This is a genomic window from Streptomyces mabaensis, from assembly GCF_053763515.1.
In genome coordinates this window covers 116,673-130,046 of record NZ_JBSOPZ010000014.1, presented here as the reverse complement: position 1 = coordinate 130,046, position 13,374 = coordinate 116,673, and the positions used below count along the sequence as shown (strand labels likewise).

Genomic DNA, 13,374 nt, shown 5'->3' with positions numbered 1-13,374 from the left:
CCGGCGGCGCGCACCGGCGCACGCGTCGGCCCGTACGGAATCCGCTTCCGTACGGGCCGACGCGGCGGGCCGGGGCCGAAGGTCAGGTCTGCGCACCGGAGCCGGGCATCGCCGCCTTGACCTCCTCGGTCATGTCCACCGTGTCGCCGGCCGGCGGGGCCTTGATGGGCTTGGTCGGGCCGAACTTGTCGAAGTCCATGGTGACGATGCTCGGGCCCACCTGCTCCTTGATCCGGACGGGCAGGTCATTGCCGTCCACCCAGGCATCGATCGTGATCTCCTCGACGCCTGCGGTGAACTCGTTCAGGAGCGCCTTCTCGTCCTCCGGCCTGAGCAGCTCCTTGGCCGCTCCCAGGTCGTCCTTGGTGATCACGCCCTTGTAGTGCGTGGCCTTCTTGCCGAGCACGGTTTCCTCGCCGACGTTCTTGACGTCGTCGGCGAGTGTGAGCAGGCCCAGGTCGCTGAAGCCGCTGCCGGAGAGCGCCGAGGCGCCTGCCTCGCCCAATGCCGCCGAAGCGTCGACCTTCATCCAGCGCTTGCCCTGGAGCGGACCGCTCGTCTGCGGATCGACGTTGTAGTGGTACGCCCCGTCGACGAACACGCACCGGACGGTCCCGTCGGACACCAGGTCCTGCATACCGGCTGCCTCGGCGTCCATCTCAAAGTCCAGGGCCACCTCGTCGCCCCAGGAGTAGGTGCCCTCCATCGCGACCGGATCGGCGGCGGGCATCTGGATGGTGGTGTCGATCTCGGCCGAGCCGAACTCGTCGGCCTTCGCGATCGCCCGTTCGACCGCCACGCGCTCCGGATCCGGCGTGGACGGGTCCATCGGCATGGCGAATGCGCTGGAGGGCAGCAGCGCGCCTCCTGCGGCCAGGGCGGCGGAAGCGGAGATCAGCACGAGACGCTGGGTCTGGGAGGTGCGGGACATGGGATTCTGCTCCATAAGAGAAGGGGGCGGGTGGCTGACGGCCCTGGCGGTTCGGGCCCTGCCTCAAGTACGCCCCGGCGAGTGAATCCCGTCACGCCGCTGAATCTCGGGGCTTGACAAGGGACAGCGGTCCTGAGCAACGGAAAGGGGCGGGGGGGGGGGGGGGGGGGGAAAAGAGACAACCCCCCCCCCCCCAAAACACCCCCCCCACAACCAGAGAAAAACAAAAAAAATACCGCCAACATCCCCCCCCCCCTTTGGGGGGTGGGGGGGTGGGGGGGGGGGGGGGGGGGGTGGGTAAGGGGGGGGGGGGGAGTGTTGCCTCCCCCCCCCCCCCCCCCCCCCCCCCCCCCCCCTGCCCTCAAAAGGTCCGCCTATGCGGTCAGAAGAGCGAGTACAGCAGCTTGTTCGGAGATCCGGTCCTCGGGTCCTGGACCTTGCCGCTCGTCGCGTTGTTCACGACCGCGTCCCTGACCTGTGCCGGGCTCGCCGTCGGGTTGTTCGCGAGGTAGAGCGCTGCGACGCCCGCCGTGTGCGGGGTGGCCATCGAGGTGCCGGAGATGGTGTTGGTGGCGGTGTCGTTGTCCTTCCAGGCCGACGTGATGCCCACCCCGGGAGCGAAGAGATCCAGGCAGGTGCCGTAGTTCGAGAACGACGCGCGGCGGTCGTTCTTGTCCGTGGCGCCGACCGTGATCGCCTCGGGGACGCGGGCCGGGGAGTAGTTGCACGCGTTGGCCGGCCAGCCGAGGATGTTCCCGTTGCCCGCCGCGATGGCGTAGCTGACACCCGAGGCGATGGACCGCTTCACCGCGTTGTCGAGGGTGGTGTTGGCGCCGCCGCCCAGGCTCATGTTGGCCACGGCGGGCTTGACGGCGTTGGCCGTCACCCAGTCCACGCCCGCGATGACCCCGGCGTTGGTGCCGGAACCCGTGCAGTTGAGGACACGTACGGCGACGAGCTTGACGCCCTTGGCGACGCCGTAGTTCTTGCCGCCCACCGTGCCGGCGACATGCGTGCCGTGGCCCTGGCAGTCGTTGCCGTTCTGCCCGTCGCCGACGGTGTCCGTGCCGAGCCGGGCGCGGCCGCCAAACTCGCTGTGCGAGGTGCGGATCCCGGTGTCGATGATGTACGCGGTGACGTTCGACGCGGCGGTGTTGTGCGTGTAGGTGCCGGACAGCGGCAGGTTGCGCTGATCGACGCGGTCGAGGCCCCAAGTGGCATTCGGCTGCGTGTCGTTGATACGGACCACGGCGTCCTGCTCGACGTACGCGACGCGCGGGTCGGTCGCGAGCTCGGCAGCCTGCGCCTTGGACATCTTGGCGGAGAAGCCCTTGAGCGCGCTGCGGAAGATGTGGTCGACCGAACCGCCGGAACGGTCGGCGAGGGCGGTGGTGGCGGCGGTCGACGTGCCGTCCTTGAGGACGACAATCCAGCTGTTCTGTACGGCGGTTGCAGAGGGGGCGAGACGGAGATCGCCGGTCGGAGCGCCCTGGGCGGACGTCGTACCGGCGAACTGGAGACCGGCCGCGAGGACAACTGCGGGTATCAGCGTCCCGATGCGGCGGGCAGTAAATCTCATCTCGTGCACCTGACCTTTCGTTGACCGGATCTGGATCTCGGGCACGTACAGGTTGCCTTGGTGCGCACTGGCGAAGGTGATGCTGAAGTGCAGGAAAGGGTCTCGTGCGGTGTCCGGGTGCACAAGATGTCGTTACTGGCGGGTTCCAGCCAATTGAACGGCGCGCCGATCACCGGGACCGACCGGGTCCTCGACATCGGCTGCGGCAACGGGCGGATCACCCGGCTCGCCGACCGCGGCGCACTGGGTGGTTACTGTGGTTCGTCCGCGAAGGGCCAGCTGAGCAGGGCGAACACCCCGTCGTCCTTCGCGGCCGCCGACCGGTAGGTCGCCAGCGCCGGATCGTTGTCCGTGTCCACCCCCACCCACATGTCGTAGCACTCGCGCTCCCGCGCGACCGCCGCCAGCGCGTCGGTCAGTGCGCGGCCGATGCCTCGGCGCCGGTACGCCTCGTCCACCCCCAGTTCGTACAGGCACATCTCCGTGCCCTTGTCGGGGTGGCTCATTTCTATCCCCGAGACCATGCCGGCCGGGAACCCGTCGACGTACGCGATCAGCATCAGATGCCCGGGGGAGGCGAGGAAGCGCTCGGCCCACGCCTGCCGTACCGGTCCGTCGAACAGATGCTGCGCCGCGCTGAGTTCGGCCACGGTCGTCGCCCGTCGGATCTCCATGAAGCGTCGCCTCTCCGGGGAAGGTGGGAACGGGGAAGGTGCAAGGTGTACCGCGTCTGCTGTACGCCGGACGGCCCGCGTACTCCTCAAGGAGACGCGGACCTCCGCCTGAGGGCAGCTTAGGCGGAGGGAAATGGCGCTTAGGGTTTGTCGTCATGGAGATCCGACTTCCCCGGCGCCGCCGGCGCCTTCTCGCCGGTGCGGCTGCCCTCGCCGTCCTCGCGGGAGCCGGCACCTGGACCGCCGCCGCCTCCGACGGCGAGCCCGCCGTGCGGCGGGCGGACCGAGTGATGCAGATGCCGGGGGCGGGGATCGACACCTCGTACTTCACGGCCGGCGGCGGCGGGCGGCGGCCCGCCGTACTGATCGGCCACGGCTTCGGCGGCAGCAAGGACGACGTCAGGGCGCAGGCCGAGAAGCTGGCGCGGGACGGCTACGCCGTGCTCACCTGGTCCGCGCGCGGCTTCGGCCAGTCCGGTGGGCGGATCGGCATCAACGACCCCGATCACGAGGTCAAGGACGTGTCCCGGCTGATCGACTGGCTCGCCGGGCGCCCCGAGGTGGAGCTCGACGCGGCCGGCGACCCGCGCGTCGGAGTCACGGGCTCCTCGTACGGCGGAGCGGTCTCGCTGCTCGCCGCCGGCCACGACAAGCGTGTCGACGCGATCGCCCCGCAGATCACCTACTGGAACCTGGCCGACTCGCTCTTCCCGAACGGCGTCTTCAAGAAACTGTGGGCCGGGCTGTTCTTCACGACCGGTTCGGCGCAGGGTGCGAACGGCCTCGCCGGCCCCGCCGAGCCCGCCCGCCCCGCCGGCCCGACGCAGACCGGATGCGGGCGGTTCGAGAAGCGGCTGTGCGAGATGTACGAACGGGTCGCCGTCGCCGGCCGGCCCGACGCGGCCGCCCGCGCCCTGCTGGAGCAGCGCAGCCCGTCCGCCGTCGGCGACAGGATCAAGGTCCCGGCTCTGATCGTGCAGGGCCAGTCCGACTCCCTCTTCCCGCTCGGCCACGCCGACGCCATGGCGAAGACGATCCGGGCCAACGGCGCGCCCGTCGCCGTCGACTGGATCGCGGGCGGGCACGACGGCGGGGACCGGGAGACGGTGCGCGTCGAGAGCCGGATCTCCACCTGGTTCGACCGCCATCTGAAGCAGGACAAGGGTGTCGACACCGGCCCGGCCTTCCGCGTCACCCGGACCGGAGGCGTCGACTCCACCAACGGCGCCGCGCAGCTGAGGGGTGCGACCGGCGGCAGCTACCCCGGACTCGCCGGTGGCGGCCGGACGTTCGCGCTGAGCGGCCGCGCGCAGTCCTTCGGCAACCCGGCCGGGGCCACGCCGCCCGCGATCTCGGCCCTGCCCGGAATCGGCGGCGGCCTCTCGCAGTTCTCCTCCCTCGGCGTCGGGGTCTCGCTCGACTTCCCCGGCCAGTACGCGCGCTTCGACTCCGCGCCGCTCGCCACCGGCCTGCGCGTCACCGGATCGCCGACCGTCAGGGTCAAGGTGACCTCCAGCGCGGCGGACGGGTCCGCGGTGCTGTTCGGCAAGGTCTACGACGTGGCGCCGGACGGCCGGCAGCAGGTGCTGCCCGCGCAGCTCGTGGCACCGGTGCGCGTGACCGGCGCGAAGGCGGGGAGGACCGTCGAACTGACGCTCCCCGCCGTCGACCACGGCGTCGAGGCCGGCCACCGGCTGCGCCTGGTGCTCTCCGCGACCGACCTCGGCTACGCGTCACCCGTAGCCCCCGCCACGTACACCGTCTCCGTCGAGAGCCCGCTCACCGTGCCGACCGCCGACGGCGTGAGGACCGCCGCCGCCGGGCTGCCCTGGTGGACGTGGGGACTGCCGCTCGGCGCGGCCGCCCTGGCGGCCGGGCTGTTGCTCACCGCCCGCCGCCGCACCGCGGCCCCTGCGCCCGACCCCGCGCTGGCGGACGTACCGCTGGAGATCACCGGCCTGACCAAGCGGTACGCCAAGTCGGCCGACCGGTACGCGGTGCGCGACCTCGCCTTCCGCGTCGAACAGGGCCAGGTGCTCGGGCTCCTCGGTCCCAACGGCGCCGGCAAGACCACCACCCTGCGCATGCTGATGGGCCTGATCACCCCGGACAGCGGCGAGATCCGGGTCTTCGGTCACGCCATCCGCCCCGGCGCGCCCGTCCTCTCCCGCGTCGGCTCCTTCGTGGAGGGCGCGGGTTTCCTTCCGCATCTGTCCGGCCGGGCCAACCTGGAGCTGTACTGGCAGGCCACCGGCCGCCCTGCCGAGGACTCCCACCTGGCGGAAGCGCTGGAGATCGCCGGGCTCGGCGACGCGCTGGAGCGGGCCGTGCGGACGTACTCCCAGGGCATGCGGCAGCGGCTCGCCATCGCCCAGGCCATGCTGGGACTGCCGGATCTGCTGATCCTCGACGAACCGACCAACGGACTCGACCCGCCCCAGATCCGCGAGATGCGGGACGTGATGATCCGGTACGCGGCCGGTGGCCGGACCGTCATCGTCTCCAGCCACCTGCTCGCGGAGGTCGAACAGACCTGTACCCACCTGGTGGTCATGGACCGCGGGCGGCTGGTGCAGGCCGGCCCGGTCGCGGAGATCACGGGCGGCGGCGACATGCTGCTCGTCACCGTGGCCGGGGAGGTCACCGAGGCGCTGGCCGAGAAGGCGGCGGCACTCGAAGGGGTCGGCTCGGCGGTCCGTACGGACGAGGGCCTGCTGGTACGCCTCGATGGCGCGACCCCGAGTGAGCTGATCGCCGAACTCGTCCGCCTGGACGTGCCGTTGACCGGTGTGGGACCGCACCGCCGCCTGGAGGACGCGTTCCTCACCCTGATCGGAGGTTCGGCATGAGCACGCTGACCGCGGCTCCCGGATACCGCGCTCGCCACACCCTTCCGCTGCGCGTCGAGGCGAAGCGGCAGTGGCGCAGGCGCCGGACGCTGGTGATGGGGGCGGTGCTGGGAGCGCTGCCGTTCATCCTGATCGCGGCGTTCGCGATCGGCGGGGAGCCGGACGGCGGTGGGAACGACCGGATCACGCTCATCGACACCGCCACCGCGTCCGGCGCCAACTTCGCCGCGACCTGCCTCTTCGTCTCGGCCGGCTTCCTGCTGGTGGTGCCGGTGGCGCTGTTCTGCGGTGACACGGTGGCATCCGAGGCGAGCTGGTCCTCGCTGCGCTACCTGCTGGCCGCGCCGGTACCGCGGGCCCGGCTGCTCGCGTCGAAGCTGACCGTCGCGCTCGGGTTCAGCCTGGCGGCGATGGTGCTGCTGCCGGTGGTCGCGCTGGCGGCGGGCACGGTCGCGTACGGCTGGGGGCCGCTGAAGCTGCCGACCGGCGGCGCGCTGGCGGCGGGCGACACCGTGCCGAGGCTCGCGCTCGCGGTCGCCTTCATCTTCGTCTCACAACTGGTCACGGCGGCGCTGGCGTTCTGGCTGTCGACGAAGACGGACGCGCCGCTGGGCGCGGTGGGCGGGGCGGTGGGCCTGACGATCGTGGGCAATGTGCTGGACGCGGTGACGGCACTCGGCTCGTGGCGCGACTTCCTGCCGGCGCACTGGCAGTTCGCCTGGGCGGACGCGTTGCAGCCGCAGCTGGAGTGGGGCGGAATGGTCAAGGGCGCGGCGGTTTCGGTGACCTACGCGGTGGTGCTGTTCGCCCTGGCGTTCCGCGGCTTCGCCCACAAGGACATCGTGTCCTGAGCGGGCGCCGGGTCGCCGGGGGCGGCGGCGAGAACCCCGCGTGCCCGGCGCGTGCCGCGCTGCGCCGGCCGCGCGCGCCCGCTGGGCCCGGCCACACTCGCCGCCGCGCCGGCCGCGCGCCCGCGGTGCCGGCCCCGCGTGCCCGCCGTGCCGGGCTGTGCCGACTGAGCCCGGATCGAGGATGGCCTCGGGGCATGTGCCACGGTGCCAATGCTGGGGCGGCTCGTGGCCGGTGGCGGCCACGAAGCGCGCGTAGTCGTTGTTGGTGACCGGGAAGACGTCGATGTAGAAGGACGGGAGCCAGACCGGCTCGTTCTTCTCGCCGCACAGGAAGGTACCGGCCTCGACCAGGGCCATCTTGCCGTCGCGCGGGTGGCGGACCTGGCGCTGCTGCGGCTGGAGACCGGGGCTTGAGGTCTCCTGGGTGGGAAGCACCGTGCCCAGCGAGCGGGCGAGGCTCGCGAACCGCTCGTGGACATCGGGCGCGGAGCTGGCGAGGAGTGTGTCCAGAGCCGCTTGGTTCACCTGCCTGAGCCGGATCGTGTCCTTGCGTGCTTCCCACTTGGACACCATGCGATCGCTGACACCGAGGCGCGTCGCGAACTCCTCGGTACTCATCCGCGATGCCTCGGGTAAGGCCCGGACCTCCAGTCCGGACCATCGCTCAACTGTCGCCACCCCAGGACTCCTTGCTGCTGGCCGGTCCTGCCCAGCCTAGCCAGTGGGAGCCGGACCTCGGAGCGTTACAGCAAGTCGCCTGTGATCTCCGTGTACTCCTTACGGAGCGCATCGATGATCGCGTGGGATTCAGGCAGCTCGATGCCGTCGATCGCTCTGACGGCGCGGACGCCGATCGCCGCGTTGGTGGCGAATACGGCCTGCATGTTTGTCAGGTCGTCCAGTCGGATTGTCCGCGTGACGTGCTCGTGGGCGTTTTTCAGGAGCTCCATGGTCACGCCGACAAGGCAGTCGGCGTTTGGCCAGATCACCTGACTGCCGTCGAAGAATCCGACGTTCCAGGTGCCTCCCTCCGAGATCATGCGCTCCTGGTCTACGAAGAGGGCGTCGTCGAAGCCGTTCAGCTGTGCGTGACGGCGGTGGTGCAGGGTCGCGAAGAGGCCGACGCTCTTGACGCTCGGTACGTCGCGTACGTAGGTCGTGGACTGCACCTTGAGCGGCGGGAGCGGGAGGGCGCCCGCCGGCCGTGAGGTCACCAAGACGTGCGGGTCGTTGGCCTTGTTCGGATGCCCGAGGTCGAGGCTGGGGTCGAAGACAGTGACACGGACCGTGGCGGATCCGGTGAGGGGAGCGGCACGCCTGGCCAGCTCGCGGACGCGCTGTGGGTCGATGTTGGCGCCGAAGAGCGTTCGGCAGTCGCGCTGAAGCCGCTCCATGTGCAGGGACAGGCCGCGTACGCGTCCGTCGTCCACCCGCATGGAGGTGAAGTGGCCGTAGTTGGTCAGGGCCAGGTTCTGGAGCTGGGCCAGCTCGACCGGTTCTCCGTTGAGTTCTGCCATGCGGCCAGCGTGTCACCTCGTTCACTCCCCTCAGCCACCCGGGGAGGACAGCTCTGTCTTCGGCCAGTACGCCACCTGCGCGATCTTCGGCAAGAGGCGATCACGGCCGTGGCCACCAACGTCCGGTCTGCTTCGGAACAGCTCCGAACAGTCACAGCACGAGTGGGAGCAATGCGGATGAGAACCGACTCTCGAACGTCTCGGGCGACATCGACGCTGATCCCCATGCAGCCGACCCTCCAATGCGTCGAGGAGCCCGTGGGACGAGCCGCCGCTCTCGGTCCCCGCCCCGCCACGCGTCGGCACAACCTCGTCGTGGTCGGCTTCGACGAGATCGTCGCCAACAAGTACCTGCCCTGCATCAAGGACGCCATTGAGGACGGCCACGTCGATTCGTACTCCGTCATCGACCTGGAGTCGGAGCGGCCAACGATCGAGGAGCGAATCCAGGAGGTCGACTTGAAGCCTCGGGAGGTCATCTACCTCCCCGAGTCGCGCCGTGGCGTGACCGCGCAGCAGAAGCAATCAGAGCTGATCCGAGCCGCCCTCCGGCGGCTCCGTCTGCCCGAGCTGCCCGTGAAGGTGTACATCGCGACCGAGGTGCGGGCGCACGAAGCGTACCTGCGCTACTGCGTCGAGAACGGCATCGATTCCCTGATGGAGAAGCCGGTCCTGGCGCCCTTGGCGGATGGCCGGTTCGCGCCGTCCTGCATCACCGAGACCATGCGGGAGCTCATCGCCCAGGCCGGTCGTACCGATGCCAAGCACTTCGTGATGACGCTGAGCCGGTACCACCGCATCTACAACGGGGAGGTGCTGCGCTCGCTCGAAGAGAGGGTGCGGGACTGGCAGGCCCCCGTCACCTCGTTCCACTTGCGCGCCGCCGGCGAGGAGCTGCGTGTGCCCGTCTCGGCGCGGTTCCGCGCCCTGCTGACTTCCCTCCCTGCGGACATTCCGCGGCGCGCTGTGGACCTCGGATACGGCGCTGGGGCCTACACCATCGCCCTGGCAGAGGCCGGGTTCACCGTTGTCGCGGTGGACCAGGCGCCAGCTGAGCCGCTGCTCCGGCGGCTCTCGCCGCGCGAGCCTGGCGGAGCGCGTCGCGGTGGTGGAGCGCACGGGAGCTCAAGAGTGTTCCTCGGCGTAGCGGATGAGTGCCCCTGCGCTTGCCGCCCACAGGTGGATCCGTGTGGCACCGGCCTCGTCCGGGCTCTGCTCGGCGGCGCGGATGACGTAGTGCACCGGGCCCGCGATGTTCGTCGTGACGGCGACGTCCCCCCAGCTGCCGCCGAGAGCGGTCATCGCAGCTCTCAACGCGGGTCCGGGGTCGTCGGCGTCCCCGCTGACCGGTCCCAGCACCGCGTCTGCACCGTCGTTGTCGTCCTGGATGCGGCAGTCTGGCTGCCCGAGTCCTGTGCGGATCTGCTCAGCGAGCCGGACGGCCGCCCCCGCTACGGGGGCTTCCGCCTCGACCTTCACTGAGACCATCAGCCCCGTCAGGTCACACAACAGCCTGGAGAGCTCCTCAGCCTCCTCGGCGGACAATCTCGTCTCGTCCGCTGGCTCTGTGTCCTCGTCGTTGTTCTCCACAAGGAGCATTCTCGCCGTATCGCTGCACGAATGTTCGGCACGGCCGCGGATGGTGGTCCAACTTCGGTGTCAATCGGTCCAGGTCCGCTGTCGCAGGACAACCGGTTCGCCGGGGGCAGACGGGAAAGAGTCTCAAAAGACTGGCCAACGGGTGCAGAGCGATGTCAGCGTAGACGACCTTCCAGAACCCCAGGTCAGAGAGGTGATCGCCGTGACCGTGGCTCCCAGGAGCCCCGGCTCCTCCACCACCGTCAAGGCTCTGAAAGTGCGTGACTGGCAGCTCGGCCCGGGCGATCCCGCGCTCGTGATGGATCAGTTCTCTGCCGAGGATTTCCACATGGTGGTGGACGACCGCGCCGACGTGCACGTTGATTCGAAGGACGGCCGCTTCTACTTGGGCTGGTCTCCGCTCGGCCGTCCCGGAACCGACGGCGAGGGCTGGTAGATCGCCGTCACCGGTACGGCGAAGGTCCCCGGGTACAGCATCTCCTTCGACACCGAGACGCCGGCCGAAATCGTCGCCGCCGCTGTGACGCGCGTGCTGGAAACCACCCGTCTACCAGTCCACGTCGTTCGGTGGCTCCTCGGTGGGGTCCCACGGGGGTGCCTCCGACGGGTTCCCAGGCTCTTGGGACTCGGGGCGCGGCTCGGGGGCCGCGGCCGTGCCCAGTGTGGCCAGGACCTGTTCGCCGTACTTGGCCAGCTTGTTCTCGCCGACCCCGCTCACCGTGCCGAGCTCCGCGAGGCCTGTCGGCGCGGTGGTCGCGATCTCGCGCAGGGTCGCGTCGTGGAAGATGACGTACGCCGGGACGCCCTGCTCCTTCGCCGTGGCGGCCCGCCACGTCCTGAGCGCCTCGAACACCGGTACCGCCCCGGCCGGCAGGTCGACCGGCGCCGCGCCGCGCTTGGCGGTGCTCGGCTTCGTCACCCGCGCCCGCTTCTCCGGCTCGCGGCGCAGGGCGACCTCGCGCCGCCCGCCCAGCACCTCACCGCTCGCCTCGGTGAGCACCAGCGTGCCGTACTCGCCCTCCACCGCGATGAGCCCCTGCGCGAGCAACTGCCGTACCACGCCCCGCCATTCCGCCTCGCGCAGCTCCGTGCCGATGCCGAACACACTCAGCGCGTCATGGTCGAACTGGATGACCTTCGCCGTCTTCCTGCCCAGCAGGATGTCGGTGATCTGCCCCGCCCCGAACTTCTGGCCGCGCTCCCGCTTCAGCCGTACCACCGTCGACAGCAGCTTCTGCGCGGCGACCGTCCCGTCCCAGGACTCCGGCGGGGTCAGGCACGTGTCGCAGTTGCCGCACGCGCCGCTCTTCTCCCCGAAGTAGTCGAGCAGCCGCACCCGCCGGCACTCGACCGTCTCGCAGAGCGCGAGCATGGCGTCGACATGCGCGGACAGCCGGCGCCGGTGCGCGTCGTCGCCCTCCGAGCCGTCGATCATCTTGCGCTGCTGGACGACGTCCTGGAGCCCGTACGCCAGCCACGCCGTCGACGGCAGTCCGTCGCGCCCCGCACGCCCGGTCTCCTGGTAGTACCCCTCCACGGACTTCGGCAGGTCGAGATGGGCGACGAAGCGCACATCGGGCTTGTCGATGCCCATGCCGAAGGCGATCGTGGCGACCATCACCAGCCCGTCCTCCCGCAGGAAGCGCGCCTGGTGCTCGGCTCTCGTACGGGCGTCGAGCCCCGCGTGGTACGGCAGCGCCTCGATTCCCTGCTTCACCAGGAACTCGGCCGTCTTCTCGACCGACGCCCGCGAGAGGCAGTAGACGATCCCCGCGTCCCCGGCGTGCTCGGTGCGCAGCAGGTTCAGCAGCTGCCGCTTCGGTTCGTCCTTCGACTCGATGCGGTACTGGATGTTGGGCCGGTCGAAGCTCGCCACGAAGTGACGGGCGTCCTGGAGCGCGAGGCGGGACGCGATCTCCGCGTGCGTGGCCTCGGTGGCGGTCGCGGTGAGCGCGATGCGCGGTACGTCGGGCCAGCGCTCGTGCAGTGCGGAGAGGGCGAGGTAGTCGGGCCGGAAGTCGTGCCCCCACTGGGCCACGCAGTGCGCCTCGTCGATGGCGAACAGCGAGATCGTGCCGCGCTCCAGCAGCCGTACCGTCGACTCGACGCGCAGCCGCTCCGGCGCCAGATACAGCAGGTCCAGCTCTCCGGCGAGGAACTCGGTCTCCACGAGCCGCCGCTCGTCCAGGTCCTGGGTGGAGTTGAGAAAGCCCGCCCGGACACCGAGGGCGCGCAGGGCGTCGACCTGGTCCTGCATGAGGGCGATCAGCGGCGAGACGACGACGCCGACGCCCTTCCGGACCAGCGCCGGGATCTGGTAGCAGAGCGACTTGCCGCCACCGGTCGGCATGAGGACGAGCGCGTCGCCCCCGCCGACCACGTGCTCGATGATCTCCTGCTGGCTGCCGCGGAAGGAGTCGTAGCCGAAGACGCGGTGCAGCACGCGCAGCGCGTCGGTCACCTCTGGTGCGGTCTCGAGGTCGGAAGCGCTCATCCGGCGAGTGTACGAGATGGGTATCGTTGGCCCCGCCGAATCGAACGGCCTGGCGGACCGCCGGGCCGATACGCATGTGCGGGGGCCATGTATGCGTGCACTTGAGGGGAAGACCGCCCTGGTCACCGGGGGGAGCCGCGGCATAGGGCGGGGGATCGCCCGGCGGCTGGCGCGGGACGGCGCCCTGGTCGCCGTCCACTACGGCGCGAGCGGACCGGCCGCGCGGGAGGTCGTCGAGCTGATCAGGAAGGACGGGGGAAGGGCCTTCACCGTCGGAGCCGAGCTCGGGGTGCCGGGCGACGCGGCGGCGCTCTACGCGGCGTTCGACGCGGGCATGGCGGCCGAGGGGGAGCCGCCCGTGCTCGACATCGTGGTCAACAACGCCGGCGCCAGCGGCTCCGGGCGGATCGACGAGGCCACGCCGGAGGTGTTCGACCGGCTCTTCGCCATCAACGTCAAGGCGCCCCTGTTCCTCATCCAGCAGGGGCTGAAGCGGATGCGTGACGGCGGACGGATCATCAACATCTCGTCGGCCGCCACCCGGCACGCGTTCCCGGAGTCCGTCACGTACGCGATGACCAAGGGCGCCGTGGACACCCTCACCCTGGCCCTCGCCAAGGAGCTGGGCGGCCGGGGGATCACAGTGAACGCGGTGGCGCCCGGCTTCGTGGAGACCGACATGAACGCCCGGCGGCGCGAGACGCCCGAAGCGGCGGCGGCCCTGGCCGCGTACTCCGTCTTCGGCCGGACCGGGCAGCCGGCCGACATCGCGGACATCGTGGCCTTCCTCGCCTCCGACGACTCGCGCTGGATCACCGGTCAGTACATCGACGCCACGGGTGGTACGCAGCTCTGACGGCGGACCGGTGCGCGCAGGGCG

Annotated in this window: 9 protein-coding genes and 2 pseudogenes; 5 read left to right on the top strand and 6 right to left on the bottom strand. The window is 70.5% G+C overall.

The window, feature by feature from the left end:
• Positions 1 to 82: 82 nt before the first annotated feature.
• The 3 genes from ACWV17_RS15225 to ACWV17_RS15215 all read right to left on the bottom strand — a co-directional run bounded on the left by ACWV17_RS15225 (position 83) and on the right by ACWV17_RS15215 (position 3,184).
• The gene (locus ACWV17_RS15225) at positions 83 to 931 is read right to left on the bottom strand and encodes a hypothetical protein (RefSeq protein ID WP_455360121.1); all 849 of its coding nucleotides are present in this window, start codon (positions 929 to 931) and stop codon (positions 83 to 85) included.
• 382 nt (positions 932 to 1,313) lie between these two features.
• Entirely contained in the window at positions 1,314 to 2,510 is a 1,197-nt protein-coding gene (locus tag ACWV17_RS15220) for a S8 family peptidase (RefSeq protein ID WP_455360120.1), read from the bottom strand.
• Positions 2,511 to 2,761: 251 nt separating this feature from the next.
• Positions 2,762 to 3,184, bottom strand: a complete 423-nt coding sequence (locus tag ACWV17_RS15215) for an N-acetyltransferase family protein (RefSeq protein ID WP_455354504.1) — start codon at positions 3,182 to 3,184, stop codon at positions 2,762 to 2,764.
• A 155-nt stretch (positions 3,185 to 3,339) separates the two neighbouring features.
• Here ACWV17_RS15215 and ACWV17_RS15210 point away from each other — a divergent pair, with 155 nt between their 5' ends.
• Both ACWV17_RS15210 and ACWV17_RS15205 read left to right on the top strand, forming a co-directional pair.
• Positions 3,340 to 6,033 carry an alpha/beta fold hydrolase gene (locus tag ACWV17_RS15210; RefSeq protein ID WP_455360119.1) on the top strand — a complete coding sequence of 898 codons (2,694 nt, stop codon included), beginning with the start codon at positions 3,340 to 3,342 and terminating at the stop codon, positions 6,031 to 6,033.
• A complete protein-coding gene (locus ACWV17_RS15205) occupies positions 6,030 to 6,884 on the top strand; it encodes an ABC transporter permease (protein ID WP_455360118.1) in 855 nt (284 codons plus the stop codon). Before ACWV17_RS15210 ends, ACWV17_RS15205 begins: the two co-directional genes overlap by 4 nt.
• Before the next feature lie 258 nt (positions 6,885 to 7,142).
• On the opposite strand, the pseudogene ACWV17_RS15200 reads toward ACWV17_RS15205, so the two are convergent.
• Together ACWV17_RS15200 and ACWV17_RS15195 are read right to left on the bottom strand one after the other, a co-directional pair.
• Positions 7,143 to 7,241: pseudogene (locus ACWV17_RS15200) on the bottom strand (DNA-binding protein); the annotation flags it as partial.
• Between the two features lie 386 nt (positions 7,242 to 7,627).
• The gene (locus tag ACWV17_RS15195) at positions 7,628 to 8,401 is read right to left on the bottom strand and encodes an aminotransferase class IV family protein (RefSeq protein WP_455360117.1); all 774 of its coding nucleotides are present in this window, start codon (positions 8,399 to 8,401) and stop codon (positions 7,628 to 7,630) included.
• 225 nt (positions 8,402 to 8,626) lie between these two features.
• Between ACWV17_RS15195 and ACWV17_RS15190 the strand changes: the two genes are divergently transcribed.
• Together ACWV17_RS15190 and ACWV17_RS15185 are read left to right on the top strand one after the other, a co-directional pair.
• Positions 8,627 to 9,883: a hypothetical protein gene (locus ACWV17_RS15190; RefSeq protein ID WP_455360116.1), complete on the top strand. Its 1,257-nt coding sequence runs from the start codon at positions 8,627 to 8,629 to the stop codon at positions 9,881 to 9,883.
• Positions 9,884 to 10,202: 319 nt separating this feature from the next.
• Positions 10,203 to 10,547: pseudogene (locus ACWV17_RS15185) on the top strand (DUF317 domain-containing protein); the annotation flags it as partial.
• Here the strand turns inward: ACWV17_RS15185 and recQ are convergent.
• Positions 10,548 to 12,494, bottom strand: coding sequence for a DNA helicase RecQ (gene recQ, locus ACWV17_RS15180; RefSeq protein WP_455360115.1), 1,947 nt, complete (start codon positions 12,492 to 12,494; stop codon positions 10,548 to 10,550). It abuts the pseudogene before it with no gap.
• Between the two features lie 91 nt (positions 12,495 to 12,585).
• Here recQ and ACWV17_RS15175 point away from each other — a divergent pair, with 91 nt between their 5' ends.
• Entirely contained in the window at positions 12,586 to 13,350 is a 765-nt protein-coding gene (locus tag ACWV17_RS15175; RefSeq protein WP_455354493.1) for an SDR family oxidoreductase, read from the top strand.
• Positions 13,351 to 13,374 lie beyond the last annotated feature (24 nt).

What these genes read in the sequence shown, in the direction of transcription:
- ACWV17_RS15225 (WP_455360121.1), bottom strand. Translation starts at nt 931, where the DNA reads ATGTCCCGCACCTCCCAGACCCAGCGTCTCGTGCTGATCTCCGCTTCC.
- ACWV17_RS15220 (WP_455360120.1), bottom strand. Translation starts at nt 2,510, where the DNA reads ATGAGATTTACTGCCCGCCGCATCGGGACGCTGATACCCGCAGTTGTC.
- ACWV17_RS15215 (WP_455354504.1), bottom strand. Translation starts at nt 3,184, where the DNA reads ATGGAGATCCGACGGGCGACGACCGTGGCCGAACTCAGCGCGGCGCAG.
- ACWV17_RS15210 (WP_455360119.1), top strand. Translation starts at nt 3,340, where the DNA reads ATGGAGATCCGACTTCCCCGGCGCCGCCGGCGCCTTCTCGCCGGTGCG.
- ACWV17_RS15205 (WP_455360118.1), top strand. Translation starts at nt 6,030, where the DNA reads ATGAGCACGCTGACCGCGGCTCCCGGATACCGCGCTCGCCACACCCTT.
- ACWV17_RS15195 (WP_455360117.1), bottom strand. Translation starts at nt 8,401, where the DNA reads ATGGCAGAACTCAACGGAGAACCGGTCGAGCTGGCCCAGCTCCAGAAC.
- ACWV17_RS15190 (WP_455360116.1), top strand. Translation starts at nt 8,627, where the DNA reads ATGCAGCCGACCCTCCAATGCGTCGAGGAGCCCGTGGGACGAGCCGCC.
- recQ (WP_455360115.1), bottom strand. Translation starts at nt 12,494, where the DNA reads ATGAGCGCTTCCGACCTCGAGACCGCACCAGAGGTGACCGACGCGCTG.
- ACWV17_RS15175 (WP_455354493.1), top strand. Translation starts at nt 12,586, where the DNA reads ATGCGTGCACTTGAGGGGAAGACCGCCCTGGTCACCGGGGGGAGCCGC.